This is a genomic window from Acinetobacter sp. 1294596 (genome assembly GCF_000582925.1).
Taxonomy (GTDB): Bacteria; Pseudomonadota; Gammaproteobacteria; order Pseudomonadales; family Moraxellaceae; genus Acinetobacter; species Acinetobacter radioresistens.
The window spans coordinates 1-22142 of record NZ_JFCC01000048.1 but is presented as its reverse complement, the minus strand read 5'-3'; the positions used below and the strand labels follow the sequence as shown (position 1 = coordinate 22142).

At 41.3% G+C, this 22142-nt stretch carries 13 protein-coding genes, 2 pseudogenes and 1 other annotated feature; of the genes and pseudogenes, 8 read left to right on the top strand and 7 right to left on the bottom strand.

The window, feature by feature from the left end:
• Nucleotides 1-195: hypothetical protein (locus J502_RS17085; protein ID WP_212750098.1), on the bottom strand; the 195-nt coding region annotated here is incomplete at its 3' end.
• A 170-nt stretch (nucleotides 196-365) separates the two neighbouring features.
• On the bottom strand, nucleotides 366-593 hold the full coding sequence (locus J502_RS13600) for a helix-turn-helix domain-containing protein (RefSeq protein WP_000587224.1): 228 nt from the start codon (nucleotides 591-593) through the stop codon (nucleotides 366-368).
• 112 nt (nucleotides 594-705) lie between these two features.
• On the opposite strand from J502_RS13600, the gene J502_RS13595 reads away from it, so the two are divergent.
• The 8 genes and pseudogenes from J502_RS13595 to tnpC form a co-directional block, all read left to right on the top strand.
• The gene (locus tag J502_RS13595; protein ID WP_000122748.1) at nucleotides 706-915 is read left to right on the top strand and encodes a hypothetical protein; all 210 of its coding nucleotides are present in this window, start codon (nucleotides 706-708) and stop codon (nucleotides 913-915) included.
• 19 nt (nucleotides 916-934) lie between these two features.
• On the top strand, nucleotides 935-2116 hold the full coding sequence (locus J502_RS13590; RefSeq protein ID WP_004835499.1) for a site-specific integrase: 1182 nt from the start codon (nucleotides 935-937) through the stop codon (nucleotides 2114-2116).
• Nucleotides 2109-2360 carry a hypothetical protein gene (locus J502_RS13585; protein ID WP_004835501.1) on the top strand — a complete coding sequence of 84 codons (252 nt, stop codon included), beginning with the start codon at nucleotides 2109-2111 and terminating at the stop codon, nucleotides 2358-2360. The genes J502_RS13590 and J502_RS13585 overlap by 8 nt, the downstream gene beginning before the upstream one ends.
• A gap of 65 nt (nucleotides 2361-2425) precedes the next feature.
• Complete coding sequence (locus J502_RS13580; protein ID WP_034684519.1) at nucleotides 2426-2962, top strand: DUF1376 domain-containing protein; 537 nt, start codon at nucleotides 2426-2428, stop codon at nucleotides 2960-2962.
• 10 nt (nucleotides 2963-2972) lie between these two features.
• Nucleotides 2973-3719 (top strand): ATP-binding protein, encoded by a 747-nt coding sequence (locus tag J502_RS13575; protein ID WP_004835505.1) that lies wholly within the window; start codon nucleotides 2973-2975, stop codon nucleotides 3717-3719.
• 552 nt (nucleotides 3720-4271) lie between these two features.
• Entirely contained in the window at nucleotides 4272-4727 is a 456-nt protein-coding gene (locus J502_RS13565) for a hypothetical protein (RefSeq protein WP_249301616.1), read from the top strand.
• 153 nt (nucleotides 4728-4880) lie between these two features.
• Nucleotides 4881-5845, top strand: a pseudogene (locus J502_RS13555) (IS3 family transposase).
• Nucleotides 5156-5272 (top strand) — a sequence feature (AL1L pseudoknot). Its footprint overlaps the pseudogene before it by 117 nt.
• Before the next feature lie 45 nt (nucleotides 5846-5890).
• Nucleotides 5891-6577, top strand: a pseudogene (tnpC, locus tag J502_RS13550) (IS66 family transposase); the annotation flags it as partial.
• 195 nt (nucleotides 6578-6772) lie between these two features.
• On the opposite strand, the gene J502_RS13545 reads toward tnpC, so the two are convergent.
• From J502_RS13545 to J502_RS17165, 5 genes are all read right to left on the bottom strand, one after another.
• A complete protein-coding gene (locus J502_RS13545; RefSeq protein WP_034684507.1) occupies nucleotides 6773-7963 on the bottom strand; it encodes a beta-barrel domain-containing protein in 1191 nt (396 codons plus the stop codon).
• Entirely contained in the window at nucleotides 7963-10095 is a 2133-nt protein-coding gene (locus J502_RS13540; protein WP_034684504.1) for a type I secretion system permease/ATPase, read from the bottom strand. Before J502_RS13540 ends, J502_RS13545 begins: the two co-directional genes overlap by 1 nt.
• A complete protein-coding gene (locus J502_RS13535) occupies nucleotides 10092-11606 on the bottom strand; it encodes a TolC family protein (protein WP_034684502.1) in 1515 nt (504 codons plus the stop codon). Before J502_RS13535 ends, J502_RS13540 begins: the two co-directional genes overlap by 4 nt.
• A gap of 157 nt (nucleotides 11607-11763) precedes the next feature.
• Complete coding sequence (locus J502_RS13530; protein ID WP_249301613.1) at nucleotides 11764-20919, bottom strand: DUF5801 repeats-in-toxin domain-containing protein; 9156 nt, start codon at nucleotides 20917-20919, stop codon at nucleotides 11764-11766.
• A 69-nt stretch (nucleotides 20920-20988) separates the two neighbouring features.
• Nucleotides 20989-22142: cadherin-like domain-containing protein (locus J502_RS17165; protein WP_249301611.1), on the bottom strand; the 1154-nt coding region annotated here is incomplete at its 5' end.

The following is a 22142-nucleotide window of genomic DNA, read 5'->3' as shown; positions in this document are numbered from 1 at the left end:
AAGGTTGGGGTCGCGAGTTCGAGTCTCGTTTCCCGCTCCAAATTCAAAAAGCCCTGATCGAAAGATTGGGGCTTTTTTCTTGTTGATTTTATTATATTTTTTAAAAACTCTTCTTCCTTTGTTATTCGATTCAATAAAAAATATTCTTAATGTAATTTGTATTTTGTGACCAAGATGTGACCATGGCGTGCCCACGACAATAAAAATGGCCTCAATTGACCTTAAATGTCCTCAATCGATCACCACTTTCAGAGCTTTTTTGAAAGCAAAAAATCACCCTGTTCTCTTCCAAACAAGGTTTTTTTTACCAAACGATCAAATATTTGTGACCATTTCACTTTTTGATGTGACCATTTGTGACCAAACTAGTCATTATCATTTTGATTATTATCAATTTTCTTAAAAATCAATAAATCACCCACTCCCACATCTAATGCAATACAAATTTTATCAATGGTTTCAAAATCAATCCGTACAGATTCATCATTATAAAGTTTGTGCAAAGTAGATTTATTAATTCCAGTACTTCTTACCAAATCAGCAACCTTAAGTTTCCTTTCTGCTAATAAAACTGCCAAGTTTGAAATAATCATAAAATTTCCTACTTAAATCATAAAAAGTACTTGCAACAACATAAAAATATGATAATTTATGTCTTAGGAATAATTTTTCCTAGTTACCTAGTAAAAAATATGAGGCTCTATTATGTCATATACCTATCTCACAGCCCAGCAACTGGCTGAAAAAATCCAGTACGACGCTCGTACTATCCGCAACCAACTGAAGGACAGTGTCTTTATTGAAGGTGTTCACTACATCCGTCCTTTTGGTGGTCGAAAAATTCTTTTTGTTTGGGAACGCATTGAAACTGAAATGCTTAAATTCACCGGTTTAAGCATGGATGCCTTGCAATAAGGCTTAGGAGGTTTAACTGATGGCTACCATCCGGGAACGAAGTGGCAAACTGATTGCCGACTTTCGCTACATGGGCATTCGTTGTAGAGAGACAACCAATCTTGAAGACAATGCTTATAACCGACGCATTTTGAAAAAACGTCTCGAACAGCTTGAAGCTGAAATTACTTTGGGAACTTTTGAATACGAAAAGTACTTTCCAAAAAGTAACCGTGTTGAGGAGTTTAAGGAAAAAAGAAGTCAGCAAATTGCTGTACAGACCAAAGTTCCTCTTTTTAAAGAGTTTACTGAATTGTGGTTTAAGCAGAAACAAGTTGAATGGAGAACCTCATATCAGCAAAAGGTTTCAATTGTGATCAAAAACTATTTGATTCCTGCTTTTGGTAATCAGGTTCTCTCGAAAATCAAGAAGTCAGACTTGCTGAACTTCCGTGCCTCTCTCGCCAAAGTGACACACGGAAAAGATCAAACAAGTCTGAAAGCATCGAGGATCAATCAAATCATGACGCCTTTACGTATGATACTCAATGATGCGGCTGAACGATACGAGTTTGAGTCGCCTTATAAAAATATTAACAATCTGAAGGAAAGCAAGATTGAAGTCACACCTTTTTCTCTGGAAGAGGTGCATAAAATTCTTACCACAGTGCGTGAAGACTTCCGCCCCTATTACACCATTCGCTTTTTTACGGGTATGCGTACCAGTGAAATCGATGGTCTGCAATGGAAAAATATCGACTTACAGCGTCGTGAAATCCATATCAGAGAAGCGTTAGTAAATGGCGAGCTTGGTGGAACCAAAACTTATGGTTCTGACCGTACCATCCAAATGAGTGATCGGGTTTATCAGGCCTTTCTGCAACAGAAAATGTTAAATAATGGTAAATCAGAGTTTGTATTCTGCAATCGTGATGGTGGACCTCTCGATTATCGTCTGGTAAACAAGCGTGTCTGGCATCCTCTGCTACGCTTTTTAGGATTAACGCCTCGTCGTGCTTATCAGACACGTCATACAGCAGCAACGCTCTGGTTGGCGGCAGGTGAAAATCCAGAATGGGTCGCTCGCCAATTGGGGCATTCAACCACTGAAATGTTGTTCCGGGTCTATAGCCGCTACATTCCGAATGTTACCCGTCGCGATGGCAGTGCTTTTGAAGCCATGCTGGAGAGACTCACTACAGAGGAGCTTGCACATGAATAGTAAAGCTTTCTTTGGTGGTGTGGTGATCAGCCCTGAAGCAGATATGGTCGCTCGTGAATTAATCCATGAGCTACACATTCCGAAACTGCACAATCTGGCCTTTTTGCTGGAAATCAATAAATGCTTCGATGATCACCAAGCATTAAGACTTTGGCTACAGCGAATGCTGGATGAAGGGCAAGCTCATTACGATGACTTAGCTCAACAGGCCCGTGTCCGCTTAATGAGTCTCGCTCACTCATAAAACAAACATAAAAGGTCATCAAATCGATGACCTTAGCCCCTTTATACCTATAAAAAGGTGAACATATGCATAAAGATATTTCAATTTGGATGCCACTCTATATTGGCGACCTACAGGCAAAATTTGCACGAATGACGGCAGAACAAATTGGTGCGGCACTGCTGTTAATGATGGATTTCTGGAAAAATGGTGCCATCCCTCATGACCTAGCTACTGTATGTAGCATCACGAAATTACCTCAGCACACCAAGGCTAAAACTTTGTTGAATACGCTGATGGCTCTGGAATTGTTTGAAGTCGAGTCTGAGCAGATTCATTCAAGTTTTTTAACCAGTTTAAAAAGCCAGGCATTGCAAAATCAGCAAATGAAATCTGATAAAGCTAAAAATGCAGCTCAAGCACGCTGGAATAAATCCGCAAGTAATGCTCAAGCATCAACCAAGCAACGAAAAGTAAATGCTCAAGCAGCTCCTGAGAAGAGCTCGAGTATTACTCAAGCCATGCTTGAATCATGCCCTTCATCTTCATCTTCATCTTCATCTTCATCTTCAAATTTTGAAGAAAAAAATGAGGATTTTTTAGAAAATTCCAAATGGATTTAGGAGAGTGATCATGAATACCATGCTTAAAACGCTCCAGTTTCGCACAGAAACAACGGAAACACTTTGCCCTACCCATCATATACCCCTGATGGAAATCGCTGGTCACAAGATATGTAAATTGTGTGCCAAAGAAACCGTCCATCACTCACATGCAGCCTATGCAGATGAGTTGCAACAGCGATTGCTACAACAGAAAATCAAAAACTCAGGGCTCAATAAACGCTACCTGGATCGTGGCTTCAAGAATTATGTAGTTGCATGTCCTGCACAAGACAATGCCATCAAACTATGTCAGGCTTTTGCACAGCAGATTATTTCTGACCATTATCCAAACCTACTGCTCATTGGTACACCGGGTACAGGAAAGACTCATCTGAGTGCGTCAATCATTCGCAACATTCTGCATAACAGTACAAAATCTGCACGCTACTATACCAGCGCAGAAATTGCTCAAAAAATGATGGATACCTGGTCAGATGCTTCACGCTCTGAGAAAGAAGTCATCGACCATTTCTCCAGTTTTGATTTATTGGTGATTGATGAATATGGCCTGCATGACCGGCATGAAAAACGCCTGGAGATGGTGCATAAGGTTTTGTATAGTCGTTATGACAATATGAAATCTACCCTGCTGATTTCCAATTTCACAGTCCAGAATATGCAGCGGGATTTAGGTGTCCGGTTATGGTCGCGGTTACATGAGAACAATTTGATTGTAGTGCCATGTTATTGGGATGACCGACGAATAAGCGGATAGCCAAACTCTTTACTCAAGCCAATTATCTTACTGAGATAATTGGCTATTCAAACTAGAATACACTTTAAATGAGATAAATTCTTTCACTATGATTTGGACGATCTACTTTTATATTATCAAGATCTAATTTTTTGAGATAACTAAATATATTAATAATATATTGTTTTACTTCTCTCCTCGATAAATCTTGTTCAGATAGCAAATCATTATGTACTAATGTACAGAACTCCCCAAAAAATATTTGTTTTTGCTCTCGACTCTGCAAAAGCTTTAGAAGATAAAAATATAGATTTGATTGCTTAAACTTATATATAAATTTATTTAAATTTTGATCTAACCCTAATACTATTTTGTCATGCTCAAAACTTTCAACATCATTAGTATTATTATTCAAATTATATAAAGGTAAATCATTTATAGTTAGCTTCGGCTTTGTTGCACAAAGATTTCATAACTATATGATTTTAAAAATTTTGATTTTTTTGATCCAAAATTAAATTTATGTAAATCAGATGCTTACATATTTATACAACAAAGCCTACTATAAGTAAAATGGATGAACGTAAGTTACAAGAGAATTTGGAAGATTCAATCTTTATCTTTCAAGATACTAAGGCTTCTTTATCAGTAATCCCCTTTCCTTTGAGATCATACACACTGGACAAGTGGACATCCGAGTATGTTGAAGCTAAAAGTTTTAACTATTTGGGGTTTTACCAATGTGCCTTTCAGATTTTTTATGCTCAACCAAATTTGTACACCTTTGATTGTTACCCAGATAAAGAAAAAACAGCGATAGTCAGTGGAAAATTTGAGTTCGTTAATAGCATTGATGAACAATTCTATTTAAAAACTCATGCTTCTAGTTTGGAAACTAAGAAAAAGATTTTAGCTTATCAAAAGAAGATGTTTTATTTGACCTTACTTTTCCCACTAGCGATGTTTTTCTTAATATCGTGGTTAGTAAGATTCATAGTGTACGGCTTTAAGGATTCTAATCAGTTGTAGGGTTACATCCTGATTCTGATGTAATCATGATTAAAATTGACCCCAGCTATAGGCGATCAGCTCTCAGCTCAAACATATGACTTAAAGCCTGTCCTAAAGGAAATGAACCGTACCGGGTTTGTCGGAGAGTCAATATTCTGAGAGACTATCCCGATGACAAAATTAAAATATACCCCTGAAATCAGAGAAAGAGCGGTTCAATTATTGATTGAATCCGAGAAAGATTATCCATCGAATTGGGCTGCAGTTTCCGCAATTGCTCCTAAAATTGGCTGTACTCCTGAAACACTACGTGTTTGGTATCAAAAATACTTGGATCAACAAAATCCAATCAAAGTACAACAATTTTCAGATCAAGAACGTATCAAACAACTGGAACGTGAAAATAAAGAACTGCAACGTGCGAATGAAATTCTACGTAAAGCAGCCGCTTTTTTCGCCCAGGCGGAGCTCGACCGCCCACACAAATAATGGTGGATTTCATCCATAACAATAAAGACTTATATGGTGTTGATGCGATTTGTAGGATTTTACCGATCGCAGCTTCAACCTATTACCGAACTTTAGATCTCGCTGACAATCCAGAACCTCGAGCGAAACGAGATCGACATGATGAGCATCATGCTGAACAAATTCAACGAATTTGGAAAGAAAGTTCAGGTCGATATGGTGTGCGTAAGGTCTGGCAACAATTGAAACGTGAAGGTTATGTTATCGCACGTTGTACAGTTGCTCGATTGATGCAGAAGCTAGGTATACAAGGTGTTTGGCGTGGTAAGAATAAACAAACCACCCGTAGCCGAGATGATCAAAAAAGAGCACATGATTTAGTGAAACGTAATTTTACTGCTGATCATCCTGACCAACTGTGGGTCAGTGACTTTACGTATATTCAAACTCATTCAGGCAGGGTCTATACCGCCTTTATTATTGATGTGTTCTCACGAGCAATTGTTGGCTGGAAAGTATCTACACGAATGAATACAGATATGGTGCTCGATGCATTAGAGCAAGCATTGCATGATCGAGGCATGCCAAAGAATGTGATTCATCATTCCGATGTTAGCGGCAGTTTTAAATTGCCGTTGACAGTATTCATCTGCTGTATCTCGAAATAAATAAGATATTTAGCTTATCATGTCAGCCTATTTGCAACAGTGCCCTTTCAGGATAGTCGTTCAGGCCAGCATGCTGCAGAGTTCCTGAATGGCTGGCAGGGCAATCTAGTCTGTGATGATTACAGTGGTTATAAAGCACGCTTTAAATCAGGTCAGGTCATTGAGGTGGGCTGCATGGCCCATGCACGTCGTAAATTCCATGAACTGCATGTGACCGGGAAAAGTCAGGTCGCTGAACAGGCACTGGTGCTGATTCAGAAACTGTATGCGATAGAAGCAGAACTCAGGAAAAAGACCGATGGTACGGCAGAACAGCGCCGCGAATACCGACAACAGCATAGTCAACCGGTGATGCAACAACTGTATGAATGGCTTAACCAACATCAACTGACTGTGCCATCGAGTTCTCCAACCGCCAAGGCCATCAATTACACTCTGAAGCGTTGGCCAGCTTTAAGCCGCTATCTGGATGATGGCAATCTACCTATAGATAATAATTGGGTGGAAAACCAGATGCGACCTTGGGCGTTGGGACGTAAGAATTGGCTATTTGCAGGTTCGCTGCGCAGCGGTCAGCGAGCAGCCAATATCATGACATTAATCCAGTCAGCAAAGCTGAATGGCTTGGATCCGTATGCCTATTTAAGTGATGTGCTGAAAAGGCTGCCGACGCATAAAGCGACCCAAATAGAAGAATTACTGCCACATCGCTGGAAATCCAACTCAAATTAAAAAATAGGCATGGGGTTCAGCGGACGCTTACACTCAAACTTATCTGGTTTTAACTAAACTCATATTTTTGAGCTGTGCGACAGGTATTTTTTTATTGATTGGGTATTATCGGCTTGTGGTTCGTGCGCGGTAATGAGATATCTAAAATTAAAAAAAGGATTTTGTATCACTACAAAATCCATAAAATTTAAGACTTTATCTTTCTCTTAACGCTTCTCTGGCTTTATTGAATGGCTTAATCAAATAGTCCAGCACTGTTTTCTGTCCAGTGCGAATATCAACTGTCGCCACCATTCCAGGCGTAATCGCAAAAGTCTTACCCTGTTTATTTCGCAGCTTATCTGAATCAGTGCGAATATAAACCCGATAGTAAAATTGATCCTGTTTAACTTCATCTCGAATCGTATCAGGAGATATCACGGTCACTTTGCCATGTAATCCGCCATATATCGCATAATCGTACGCTGTAATTTTGACTAAAGCTTGTTGGTTTGGACGAATAAAGGCAATATCTCTTGGCGAAATTCTAGCTTCGATCAGAAGCTGTTCATCTAACGGCACAATCGTCATAATCTTGCCATTAGGAGGAATTACGCCACCTAAAGTCATTACATCGATTTCTTTTACCACACCGCGAACAGGCGCTCTAAAGACTGTACGATTTAATGTATCTGATTTTCCTTTCACAATCTGCCGTTGTGTTTCTACGTCGGTATTGGCTTTGGATAATTCTTCCCTTGCTTTTACATAATACTGACTACGTGTATCATTAATTTGCTTTTGTAAATCAGAAGCTTGACGTTTTAACCTTAAAACCTCTACCTCACTTGCAGCTCCTTTAGCAACTAACGGCTCAGTCATTCTTAGCTCTTGCTGTACCAATGTTAAAGAAGTCGTTAGATCTGATATTGACTCTTCTAAATTTTTCCGTCGTGTATTATACAACTGTGTTTCTTCACGAACCAATTGCGAATCTTTTTGAACTATCTCGGGAAATTGTAATGCAGTTCCATTTACTTCTGCCCGTAAACGTGCCGAAGTGGCCAATGAAGAAATGAGCAAAGACTGCGATTCACCTACATTAGATGCAAAGCGAGTCGGATCAAGTTGTGCCAATATGGTGCCTTTTTCTACAATATCACCTTCTTTAACATCGAGTTTGGTCAAAATACCACCCTCTAATGACTGAATAATTTGCTCTTTAGAAGATGGAATAACTTTACCCGTACCTGTAGAAACTTCTTCCAATTTAAATAAAGCAGCCCATATAAAGAACACCAAAAGTCCTAAGCCAATAATCCAGATGACCATACTCGATTTAGGTAAAGGTGGTTCATGAAATGAAGCTTTAGCAGGACGTTTTGTTTGTTGTGGTTGTTCATTCATTATTGTGCCCCACTGGATGGATGAGTTTGATTATTTGATTGACTCAAAATCTGATCGCGTGGACCATCCATCACAATTTTCCCCTCATTCATGACAATAATTCGATCAACTAATGCCAAAACAGCTCGCCGATGAGTTGCAACAATTAAAGTCCGATGCCCCATCCAATTCATTAGATGATCAATAAATTGTTTTTCTGCTACATCATCAATCGACGCTGTTGGCTCATCTAACAATACAATATTAGGTTGGCGAATAAGCAAGCGTGACAGCAACAAAGCCTGCCGTTGTCCACCAGAGAAACCTAAGCCACCCTCAAGTACAAGATGATCAAGACCTTCTTTTTTATCTTGTACAAATGACCAAGCTCCTGTCATTTTGAGCGCCTGAATCAAGTCATCATCTGAAGCTAAAGGTGCGCCTAAAGTTAGGTTTTCCCTGATTGTGCCATAAAACAAATGCGCACTCTGATTAAGTAACCCTGTATCACGACGAATATCAGCAGGATCAATCAGTGATAAATCAAGACCATCAAGATAAATATTACCTTGCTGCGGCATTTGCATGCCTGATAATAATTGCAATAATGTGGATTTCCCCGCGCCATTTCGGCCTAAAATTGCAATTTTCTCTCCCGCCCGAATTGCTAGTTGAGCAATCGCTAGATTGGGTTTTGCATCATCTTGATTATATTTAAATAAAGTGCCATTCAATTGATAATCACCCAACAATACTGAGCGATGGATCAAATGCGCCCGATCAGGTTGGTCAACTGGCTTTTTCATTAACTCATCAAGACTACTTTTTGCGACTTTGGCTTGCTGTAAACGTCCCAAAACACCCGTAATTTGTGCAATTGGTGCCAACATTCGTGAAGATAAAATTGAGCATGCAACCAATGCACCTGTGGTCATTTCTCCACTAATCACGGCAAAACAGCCAACAAGTACCACAAGAGCATAAGTCAGACCTTGGACTTTTTGCGTCCATGCAGTCATCACGCCCACTATTTTACGCTGCTTCATACTAATATCGGCAGACATTTCATTCATATGATTCCATTGATTCTGGAATCTGGATTCAGCGCGTAACAGCTTAATGTCCTCTATGCCTTGCACTGATTCCACCAATATTGCATTACGAATCGAAGACTCACGCATTCCCTCTCTGGCAAGTTTAGCCAGTGGTCTTTGTGCCAATATGGCTGGAATAATCATAAGCGGTACAACAAGTACCATGACCCAGAAAAGATTGCCGCCAATGATCCAGAATATAACCAAAAATAAAAAGAAAAATGGCAAGTCGGCAATGGCGCTAATCGTCGTTGAGGTGACTAGCTCCCGCACCCCTTCCAACTCCCGAATTTGGGAAATAAAAGTACCTGTTGATTTGGAACGCTCACTATTTTTAATTCTGAGCGTATGACCAAAAACCCGATCTGAAATACGCAAGTCTGCTCGTTTACCAATAATATCTGATAAATAGATACGCGCTACACGTAAAACAAATTCAAAAATTGCCGCAATCAATACACCACCTGCCAACACCCATAACGTAGGAATTGACTGAGAAGGCACGACTCGATCATAGACTTGCATTGAAAATATAATGGTTGCCAGTGCCAGAATATTTGCAATTAATGATGCAAACATAATATCGATATATCGTTTCCAGTCACGTAACACGATCGACCAGAACCAACTACTCTCATAAGGTTTGATATATTCATCAATACGCGCATCTGCAACTGATTTTTCAGGTCGCAGGATATAAACACTTTCAATTTCATGTTGAAGGTCAGAAGCAACAAAACTTTGCGCAAGCCCCTGATCACCACTCATCTGGATACTGACATTATGATCGACATCTGCCTGATCAACCACACCAACTTGACCATCCTTGAATACCACGATGACTGGTAAACGCCATGGATTAAGCATCTCTTTTGAAAATTTACTTTTACGTACACTTAAGCCAATCTGACGTGCAATCGTTTTCACGACCTCATCTGCTGCACTAGCCCCTGCCCAATCCATCTGCAAACAGATACGTTCTTCAGAGGTTTCGATACGATAATGTTTGGCAATCAATAAAATTGCCTGAAGATATGGCTGGTAATTCATCGTACTCATGGCTGAACCTTAACCCCCTGAATGGATAGACGATTAAGATGATAAACATCTCGTGATTGACCTGTAGTCGAGATAAGTTGGACTAGATTTGCATAAATATCATAACGATTATTTTCAATTTCCATATTTGCACTATGAATGGCTTGTTCAGCATTAAGTAAGTCCACTACTGTCCGCGTACCAAGCTTATATTGCTCCTGATATAATTCTTTTGTTCTGGTGGTGGTTGATTGTCTGGCAACCAAAACCTGCATCTGCCGTTGTTTATTTGTGACTTGTTCCTCAGTCATGCGAATCTGTTCCAGAATATCCATATAACTATTTTGTACTTTGGCTTTGGCAGCTTCTTCTGCATAACTTGCAGCGCGACTTTGCGCCCCCACTGATCCACCCTGAAAGAAGTTACTGCTTGCTTCAAATTTAATTGAACTATCAAATCCGTCATCCTTGTTATTGTTTGGATTGACACCATTCAGTGCCTGACTTAGCGTTCCAACTAAATTTAAAGTAGGGTAACGACTGAGATCTGTCTGAGTTTTCTGTGCTTTTGCGACATTTACTTCTGCTTGAGCAGACATAATCGTAGGAATCGTATTGATTTTAGGTGCTTCAAAAATCTTTGATTCAGTGACTACATTTTCAGGTATTTTCCAGTTGATCCGACTGATATCAAAGCCCAGTAAAGTCCGTAATTTTTGTTGATACAGTCTTAATTGTGTTTGTTGAGCAATTAAATTTGATTGGGAAGCTTCAAGATACGACTTCGCCTGCACGGGATCTGCCTGACTGCTAATGCCAGCATTTGCACGCAAATTGGCAATCTCAGCAATACGTGCAATCCCATCTACTTGCTGCTGTGCAATGCGATAGACTTCCTCATAGCGTTTTAGATTCACGATTGCACTTGCAACCTCAAGTGCAACCTCATCAATCTTGACCAGCACTTGCGCCTGCTGCAATGCTAATCTGGCTTTTTGAATATCCACACTGGATTTGACCTTACCAAAATCATAGACCATCTGTGTCGCATTAAGACTTAATAACTGCCGACCGCGTTCGCCAGAAGTCATATCTCCAGTCGAAATACCACCCGATAATTGAGGATAATATGCAGCTTTAGCCACATCAATATTGGCATTTTGAGAAGCAAGACTCGCAATATTTTGACTAATTTCAGGATGTCGCTGAACCGCAATTTTCACTGCCTCAGAAATATCAAGCGTTCTTGAAGTGGGGCTTACCAAGCTCAATCCCGCAGTATTGACCGTATTGGAATGTGTTGAACCGATAACAGGAAGTTCATCAAACTTTGAGGTATCGACATCAAAATTTGAGAGCTGTTTAAGATCTACTTTATTAAAATGATCATCCGATTTTGGGGTAAATACACCTTGTAAATTATCTTTTAAAGAAGTTGCAATTTCCTGACCAGACGCTGCATAAAGTAAAGGCATATAAAGGCTAAGAAGTGAACATAAACTCGTCTTTATTAATACATCCCGTTTATTCATGATATTGTTTCACGACTATAATAATGATGAGGAAAATCAAAACTCAAGCATTGTACTGGAATTTTGTTTTGCCATTAAATGATTTAGCGAAATTATTCACATCTAGCATAAAAATTGCCCCACGGATGGGGCAACTTTTATTCATAAACACGATAAGTTAGCCAATCGTAATTTGATGATTATTTAACAGCTCTGCAAGCGTTACATTCGAAGTTTGATGTTCTAAGACCAAAAGATCCTGATAATTTGAACCATTTGCTTCACCATCACGATCTACTTTCACGGTTGCAGATTCAGTTGCTGCATCATAGTCAACCTTAATGAATTTTTCGACTTGTGAAAGATGAGATGATGTCAAATCACTATCACTAAGCAAATCATTAAAGAATTCTGATGAGAATTGAATCGTTTCGGCATTGCTATCTGTTGCGGTAGAACCAAAACCGAAATCTGTCCAATGATCAATACCATGCCCCGCTTTGGCATCACTCGCATCTAGCACATTATAAATCAATGTATCGTGACCCTGACCCGTCGTAATGGTATCGTTACCCGCTTTGGCCACAATCACATCATCCGAACTGGTTTCAGCTACGCTGAAGCTTCTCGCTGATAATGGATTTACTCCAGATTGGGTATAAACATTTTCACTCACCAGCAAAGTGACAGCCGTACCCGATACGGTACTGATGTATGTCACATAACCATTATTGGTTGCACTTTGTGTCCAGCCTAAACCAAGTTCAACAGTATCCTCAGCAGTACCATTGATCTTCAAGGTATGTGCCGCATCAGTCATGGTCAATACATGTGATGCTGTCAGGCTAGTGATATTATTTGCTCCATTTACAGACAAATCCAGCACTTCAACATTCTTCAGATTTGCTGCCAAAGTAGCACCTGATACAGTTTCACCAGAACGGAGCTGAATCGTATCTGTACCTGCTCCAGCATTAATACTACTTGCTGTATATAGCAAGGTATCATTACCTGTTGTAGCCTTTTGGGCCGTCATATTTACAGTAATGTTCGTAAAAACATGAGCAGATTCACTATTTCCAGCACCACTTTCAACTGTCCATGCTTCTACCCCGATTTGTGTACCTGCAGTCGCTGAATCCTGATCAGTTAAAGCTGCTTTCGCCTGTTTAAAGCCTAACTTATCTATATTGCTTTGGGTTAAACCTGTAATGGTATAAGTCGTACTTGATCCAGTTCCACTTACTGTAATTTGACTAGATGAAATCTGTACACCATCGATATAAAAAGAGGCATATTGACCCAGACCTGTGAGTTTAATGGTCATAGTTTCAGTACTGCTGTCATTTGCAACTTCTGAAACTTTTGGATCATGCATCGATGCATTCAGGGTAAGTGGAATAATCTCATTTTCTTTACCGAAAGTTTGAGTCGGTTTGATATCAACGCCATTGGCTACGGCATTAACCACCAAATCTCCAATGTCTTTGGTTTCAGTTAAAGGAGATAAGCTACTTTCACCAGAAGTTACAACCAACTGTAAGTTTCCAACAGTACCACTCCAGTGTATCGGCGGTAATATCGCAACATAAGCTGGTAGTCCACCACTTTCTGAGAGTACCCAAGTGTTGGTTGTGCCATCACCACCTGCATTACTTGCAAGCGTTGCGGATGCCGCATCATTTCCGACATAAACCAAGAAGCCATTTGGAACATCAGATAGCAAAATTGCACCATAAGACTCTGAACCATCTGAATCGTTCAAACTCACGCTTAGTCCACCTGCACCAGTCAGCTCAATTGCATTGGCTTTAGTTGCCAGTTTTGACTCATTACCAATAAAGTTTTGTGAAACAACATTTACACCATTATTGATCAGTTGAACTTCCACAGAACCCTTGACACTGACTGCTTTAACATCTGCACCGTCTTCTTGTACTTTTGCATAAGCAGTAAATGATACATTACCTGGTACAGTTTTCTCACCATTTGGCATGGTATACGTTAAGCCTACTGTTCCGCCATTTTCATCAATGTCAATGACGTAGAACTCACCATCAGTTGTACCATCACCATCAATATCTACACTTTGTAAAACAAGTGGTGTTGTACTACCCGTGGTGTATAGCTGACCACCTTCCATGGCATCGGTTGTATCAGCAGCATTGACTTGCACATACATTTTACCATCGACAACCTTACCAAAACTTCCATCGGCAGGGTCGAGTGTAATAGAACTTGTGATTGCTGTCGCACCCTCACCCACCATACTATCTCCAGACATGGTGAATATCGGATTATCCGTCACAGGAGCGATTGGAATCGTCATGTCTTGAATCGGAATCGTTGCCTCTTCGGTAGCGCCACCCAAGACCGAAGTCGTAAGTGTCGCAACGAAATGGAACTGTCCAGATTGACCATTATCATTCCAGTCTGCTGGTGGCGTGATCACAATACTGTCTAACAGATTTTGCAAAGCAGCTTCGGCTTCGGCATCAGTGGCATTCGGATCTACCGTAACACTTGCTGTCCATACTGGGGTATCAGGGTTACCATCATTATTTGTATCGATCATGGTTTGTACCATACCATTGACGATTGTACCTGCTGGTAAATCTTTCAAGGTGACAGTAAACAATTTGCTTGCCGAATTATCCTGAATGGTAATGGCTTGATCTACCACATCGCTTAATTTAAATGGTGTATCTTCCGTAGCAGATGCACCATTATATTGCCATTGGTCAATAAGCGGTGCTTTACTGCCTGGAGCCTCAGCAAAATCTGTATTTAGATACCATGTCACTGAATCAGATTTGATGTCTGTTATAGCAGTCAAATCAGACCCTAGATCTTGTGTCTGTACAGTTATCTTAATCGGATGGTCTGTTAAGCCATCCGCGTCGGAACCAATCTTGAAAGTGACTGGTACATCAATACCACCCTGTGCGTTGATTGAAGGTGCATTATTTGCCTGATAGACCAGTACCCATGTACCAGCACCTATCTGTTGAACATTTGCACCTTGTACAGTTACACCCTCTGGCACATTTTCGATCAAGATACGAACCACGTGTTCACTGCCATCATGGTCAATCGAAGCGACGTTCAGATTAACGGTCACAGTATCCGTTGCAGTCAGTGTTGCGGTGTCTGGAGTAGCATCATCATTTGCATGTTGCTCTGATGAAGTGGTATTGCTTGTTCCAAAAATACCAGTAACAGATAACTCAACAGCATCGGTAACTGCACTCGCCGTTAATTTTAATCGTCCCTCTTTAACCACCGTGTCCGCTGGTGCGGTTTGCACCGAACCATAATGCTTATCGGTCACTTCATATTTATAAGTGAAGAAGCCCTGATCACCATCAAGCTGATCACCACCTTTAGCTGCCAAGGTTTGAGCTTGTTCAGCAGTCAATTCGTAGTAGTCCACCCCATCAATGTTTTTGATTGTTAAGCTTGCATCACTTAAGAGAACAGCCGATGTGCCTGTACCTAGATATAAAGTATAGTTTGCACCTGCCGCCTGATTCTGTGCAATCCAAACATGTCCCAAAGTTTCGTCATTGTCACCATTTACATGAACAATGCCAAAATTCAGGGTCGTAATTTCATCTTCAACCAGTGTCGCACTGGTCGTTGCTTCTGCTTCGGCAGAAGGTGTCACTGTGAAATTAACGTCAGTTAATGCACCAGTTTTGGAATCACCATCATTTTCAGTAGAAACGCCTGCAACTTTGAAATTCACATTGCCACTGTAATTCTCTGGTACTGTGATAAATACATGATTTAAATCTGTTGATTTAATCACCCAGACACGTTCTTCACCTGTGCCAGTGACCAAAACAGTGGCTGGTCCACCCAGATTGAAATCTTTGGCTAAGCCAGTGATACGAAGGGTAAAGCTTTCTGAGCCATCTGTATTATCAATCGATGAAACATTTTCAATCAAATTAGAGAGTGACACTTTATGCTGGGCAGTACCATCCAGATTAGCTTCAGTGGTTGTATAAGACTGTACACCAGACTGATTACTGTCATAATCTTTTAAGGTAATTGTCGGTGTATCTGCTACACCATAAACTGTAACAGGTATAGAGAGCGGACTAGATGAAGCAGATGTGTCGCTACCATCCGTCGCCGTCGCAGTAACACTTAAGGTAAAGTTTACATTGCTGTTAAAAGGTGGAGTAATCGTCAGTGGCGTAGATGTACTAAAGTTAGAGATCGTGACTGAACTGTTAGTAATCGTTTGTTCTACGCCGTCATAGATAATTTTTGCACCAGCAGGAATATCTGAAATGGTGATATTAAAGGTTTCTGATGGATCAGAACTTCTTGGCGTAATAGACAGTGGAATTGGCGTATCTTCCAAACCAATCGCACGACCATTTAATGACAAGGTATTAATACCATCAGCAACAGGTTTGATGATAATATTTTCTAACCAAGCTTCACCTGATACTGCTGTCGCTGGTGTACCCGTCCCTTCATTGTCATCATAGTCTACTGTATAAGCTTCAACTTTGATTTTAAAGGTACCCGATACATTTTCAGGAGCCAAGAACTGTAATGTTGACAATGCACTAACAGGTACATCAATTGGTGTGCCTGTATAAGTTGCAGTATATTCAACACCAGAATCTATCCATTTGAATTGTGATCCGATGACTGTCGCATAGCTATCCCCTGAAACTAACTCAGGCGTTAAATGTGCATAAGTCAGTTCATCTGCGTCCTGATTCGTCCAGTCATTGGCAAGGTCAAATCCACTGTCAGTACCCAGTGTATACCATGTGTCTTCTGCACCTGCTGTCGTGTAAATGTGACCATCTGTCATGGTCAGGTCAGCTGTACCCACGATTTCAGCAACAGGATTTACAGTGACTTTTACATCAAGTGGTTTAGTCTGGATATTTGTATCAGAACCATTGGTATCTGTTGATGTTACCCTTACTTGAATGGTTGCATCTTGACTACTGTGTGCTGACGGCAAAATTGTGAAACTGTCCAAGATAGCCTCACGTTGCACTTCATTCAATGTATTGTCAAAAGTGATGGTATATGGAGATCCGCTCGAACCATCTCCACTAGTACTCCCCCCTCCATTATTACTTGGAGCAGTCACTAGCCAGCCTGTCGGAATTTCAAATTCGACTTTTGTAATGACTTCTGTACCAGTAGTCGTATCCGTCACTCTTACATTTTGCAGGAAAGCAACTGCTGTGTCTTCATTGGTAGAAACATCACCTGCTGCGACATCACCTGCTACTGGCGTAACATGTAGATGTAAATAAACACTGTCAGTAATTTTAGTTCCAGTAGTCGGCCCATTACCTACACCATCACTATCTCTGTCCTGCGCATGTAGCGTGATCTGGATATTGTTAATGTCACCACTAAAGTCTTTTGGTGGTGTCACTGTAATCGATGGTAAGCTTGGTGAAGTGCCATTGTAATTATTTGGGATGTCTATTCGATAGCCATCCGACGATTCTGTTGCAGTAATGGTGTGAGGCTGTCCACCTACAGTTAAGGTTGTACCTTCTGGTAGCCCCGTAATGGTCATCCAGCGTTGCTCACTACCGTCGATGTCAGCAGTCGTGTTGTTATCGCCAGTAGTCGCTAATGTCACTTTCAACAAATTAGTCAAATTAAGTGCAGTATCTTCCGCAATGGTTTGAACCACAGGTGCTGCACTGCTTGTATCAACAAAACTATTGCTATCTGAAATTTTCAGATCGATACCGTCCGTAACCGCCTGAACATTGACCACGACTGTTGCAGTACTGGTTGCACCGTTAACACCAGAAACTTTAGTACCGCTATCGTTAACTTCATAACTGGTTACACTTACCGTTACGGTAAAGTTGGCATGACTTTCCGCAGGTGGTAAAACCTTTAATGCTTCAAACTCAGCAGACGTCATCTCCAAAGCATTTGCTGGTTTGGTTTCATCAGTCGGATGATTAACATCGGTTAACCAAATGGAGATATTGCCGCCATTCGATGTGAATAATGTAGCATCAGTACCAGATAAGAGCGCTGCGCCAGCAGGAATACCGCTTAAGCTAATCACGCCTAGACGTTCTGGGCTATCACCCGTTGTTGTATTGCCATTTTGATCAATAGCATCGATTACACGTGGTGCTTTCAGACCCAATATAACAGCCGTATCTTCATTCGTAGTCACATTTGCTAGTGTTACATTACCACCCACACCCGTTGTTCCGGCTAAATTTGGTGCATCTGCGACTGGATTTACATTTACAGTCACATTGGTTGTTGTGGTTTGCCCACTGTCATCAGTAACTAGTACTTTAAATGTATCGGGACTGGTCGAAGAGCTTCCATCATAGTTACTATAGTTATCGGCAGGTTTATAAGTAATTCGACCAGCCTCATCTACAGTCACAGTGCCATGTGCAACACTGAAACTTTTGCTTCCATTACCGTTATCTGTTCCAGCAATGGTATTACCATTCGCATCCTGAATGGTAATATTCTCAAGTCGTGAATCAGCTGAGGTGGTGAACGGACCATAACTATGATCCTCATCCATCGTGATCACAATCTCAGTTTTTGGTGCATCATCAATCACTTGAACAACGAAACTACCAGATGCCGTATCGCCATCACCATCTTTGGCAATAAAGTCAAAATTCAGATTCAATGGTGTAGTATGACTTGGATGGTTTAATGAACCCAATAGTTCAAAGGTATATTTGCCTGTAGCCATATCCAAAGTGACTTTGAACACATCACTGCCGCCACGCGTGGCTGTCAGTACGTTACCTGCCGCATTAATACTAAAGCTTATACCGCTATTACCTGTACTATCTAGCACTGCCTTTAAAGCAGTTTGATTTGCAGCAAAGCTTAAACCACCGCCATTACCTGAACCGTCCTGACCATAACTCACACTCAAATTGCCTTCTGCGGTGAGTAACGATGTGTTTGGTTCACTTCCTGTCGCTAGACCTTTTTCATCTACAGAAGTTACTGCTGGCGCAGAACCAATTGATGGCCCATCATCCTTAAAGATAAAACGATCACCTACCGCAACAGGATCACTGGTGACCGCATCACCATCACCATCTGTAGCAGTTGCAGTTAGGGTAATTAAACCTGCATTGCTGATAGAAAGACTTTCATCATAAGAAGAACCGCCCACGGGATGTTTAAGTGCTTTTGATTGAGTTAAGGTAACAGCACCCGTGGTCGGAGCAATGGAGATACGAAATACCACATCGCCTGATTCACTACCCGCACGTCCTTCAATCTGATTACCTACTTTATACAGCAAGACATTTTGGCCACTGGTGGTATCTAATCCGCTATCCACACCTTTGGAACTAATGTTAAGTGTATAAATCAACGCATTACTTGTAGCTTGACCATCCGCACCATACACAGGGGTGAATACATCTTTGACAAAATTAGCATCTGTTGCAGAAACAGAACCTGAGCCAAAATTAGTTTCATCAACAGTTATACGACCAACTTTTGCATCGTTCTCACTGATTTTAGGTTTATCGTCGACAATGCTAATGGTTACGGTATTGGTGACCGTATTGCCATATTGGTCTACAGCAGTGTAAGTGAAGCTATTGGTTTCATTGCCTTCTAAATCTTTGGTTGCTGAAGTTAAAGTAAAGCTATAAGTACCATCTAAATTGACGGTATACGTTCCATTTGCTGTAGTGCCGTTTTCTGCTTGTGCTTTCCAACCCGTCTGTAGATTCAAATCACCATTAATAATATTGCTAGAACTACTCGCATCTGTTCCCGCAGGCTGAGTATCATTGGCATCGATCCCATCCTCACGTACGCTACCCACTGTAGTTAATGGATTGGCTGTAACGTCCTGCACATTAATGGTAAGGGTAGATGTTTTTAAGTCACCATCAGCATCACACACTGTATAAGTAAATACATCCTGTGCATTGGCTGTTATTTTGTTTGGATCCGCTTGATAGCTATAACTACCATTGGCATTTAATGTAAGCGTACCATAATCACCTGTGATGCTTGTTCCTACTCCAGTACTCGAAGTTGTACCTGTATTGCCTTTAGCAACACCGACTACACCACCACCAATAGCCCAACCATCTGCACCTGACTGGTCGCTAGAAAGTACACCACTGGCTGCATCTTTGGTCAAAAGCGCGCCTTCTGTAACACTTCCTGTATCCGCTACGGTGATTGGTGCATCATCAACAATATTGATGACCAAATTCCCTGCTGTTGCACTATCTCCATCAGCATCCTTGATTTCAACAGCGAAAGTAGCTGTTGTATTATCGCCACTCGTTTTTACAGGCAAGGTATAACTATAATAAATCGTCCCCGTTCCAGTTGCTGCATTGTATTCATAACGCGCAGTTAGACCATCTGAAAAGCTCTGATTCGTGGTAGTTAAAGTATGTCCACCCAGCTTAATGGCATCACTGGCTGCCAGACCGTCTGGAGAGGTAAAGCTAATTGTGCCACTGGTGGTTTCTTTATTGGTTGAAGCTTCTGTACCATCATTTAAACCAGATTCATAGACTGTCGTTGTTGCACCACCAGCCGTTGGTATTGTACTGGTCGGGGTTGCATCAGCAATGTTGATTGTCAATTGTGCTGTTGATGTGTCGTTATCGCCATCCGTTAAAGTATAAGTAAATACGTCACTTACACCACCAGCTGAACCTGCATTACGTGCATAACTATAGCTACCATCGGAATGAATCGTTAATGTGCCATATTGACCACTAACTTGATAGTTTCCAACTGGATTAATCGTGACATCTGCCCCACCAGCAGTATCTGATTTTACTGTAGTTACTCGTGCGCCATCTGCACCTTTCGTGTCGTTGCTGACCACATTACCAGTAACTACTGCCAAACTACCTACAGGAATGCTATTGCTATCATTCACAGCAGTTGGAACATCATCAATCACTTGTACAACCAGACTACCTGTTGTGGTTACCCCTCCTGCATCTGTGACACTCAGTGGAATGCCACTCAGAAGTAAATCATCATTTCCAACAGCGCTATGTGTCTGGGCATTGTTCAAAGTATAGGTATAACTCAAACTACCTGAAGTTGGGATACCACCTACACTGCTATTTGCCGTAAAACCATTTAGAACGATGGTTCCACCAACGACGTTGATCGCTGCCGATGGGTTGCTGCTACTCAGTGATTGTAATTGTGAAAGGCTAAAGTTCTGTCCGCCTATGTTAATACTGCTTAAGCCATCTCCTGCATTGATCTGAATCGTTCCACTGGCAGATTCGCTCGCTGCACTTGCGTTACTACCTGTACTTAGACCACTTTCATACACTGTAATCTGACCACCAACACTGCTACCGTTCTGATCGTTCGGTGTAATGCTTGGTAGGCCATCGGTATGTCAGTTAATGGTGATGGTTAATGTCGTGGTACTCCAGTCCCCATCTGCATCTTTAATGGTGTAGCTAAATGTTTCTGTGAGCTTGCCTCCATCTTTTAATGCATTCACGGTTGCGTTATTTGGGTCAACGGTATAGCTGTAACTACCATCGCTATTGAGTATCAGTGTGCCGTAGTCACCTGCAAGTCCTGTTCCACCAACATTATCTGTTTGTTCTGTTGTTGAGCTTCCTTTGCTGACTCCTGTCACTTGTGTTGCATCTGCACCTAAACGGTCAGCAACATCTGCACTATTGCTACTACCACCTGTGATCACGTTTCCTTCAAGTGCTGTACCGTCTTCTGTCACTGTGCCTGTGTCAGCTTTCGCTTCTGGGGCAGTATCTGTAATGAGAATGATCAGATCAGTCGCTACTGAGCTTTCATCGGCATTGTCTGTCACTATAATTGGGAAACTATTACTTACGCTGCTATCACCACCGCTGTGGTTTTTGCTGGTGCCACTTTGTTGGTAGCTATAACTGACTTTGCCTGTTACTGGATCATAGTCGGTAAGGGTCAGTGTTCCTTGTGTACCTATGATTGTTTTTGGTGTGGTCGGGGATAGACCCAAGAGTTCGCTGGTCAGAATGGTCGTGCCACCAATCGTGATAGATTTCAGTCCATCTGCTGCGTTGACGGTAAACTCGCCTTGTACTGGGGTCGTTGCATTTTCGGCAATGCTGTTCGCACCAAGCGCTGATCCATTATGATCAGTGATAACCACGTTAGGTGCGCCATCGGTATGTCCGTTAATGGTGATGGTAATGGTCGCTGTCGATTTATCTCCATCTCCATCGGTAATGGTGTAGCTAAATACGTCTTGGAGGCTTTGGTTATCTTTAAGGGCATTTACATCCGTATTGTTATTATTTAATTGGTAGGTGTAACTACCGTCAGCACGGAGAATTAATGTTCCGTATTCTCCATTCACTGCTGTATTCAATGCGCCATTTGCTACGTGTTCACCTGACGCAACTGTTCCAGCCTGTACTCCACTGACGTTAGCTTTGTCTGCGCCTTGGGTATCAGCTGTATCTCCACTAGATACGCCTCCTGTCAGTACGTTGCCACTGACTGGATTAGGTACGCTGTCTTCTGTAATGCTATTCGTGT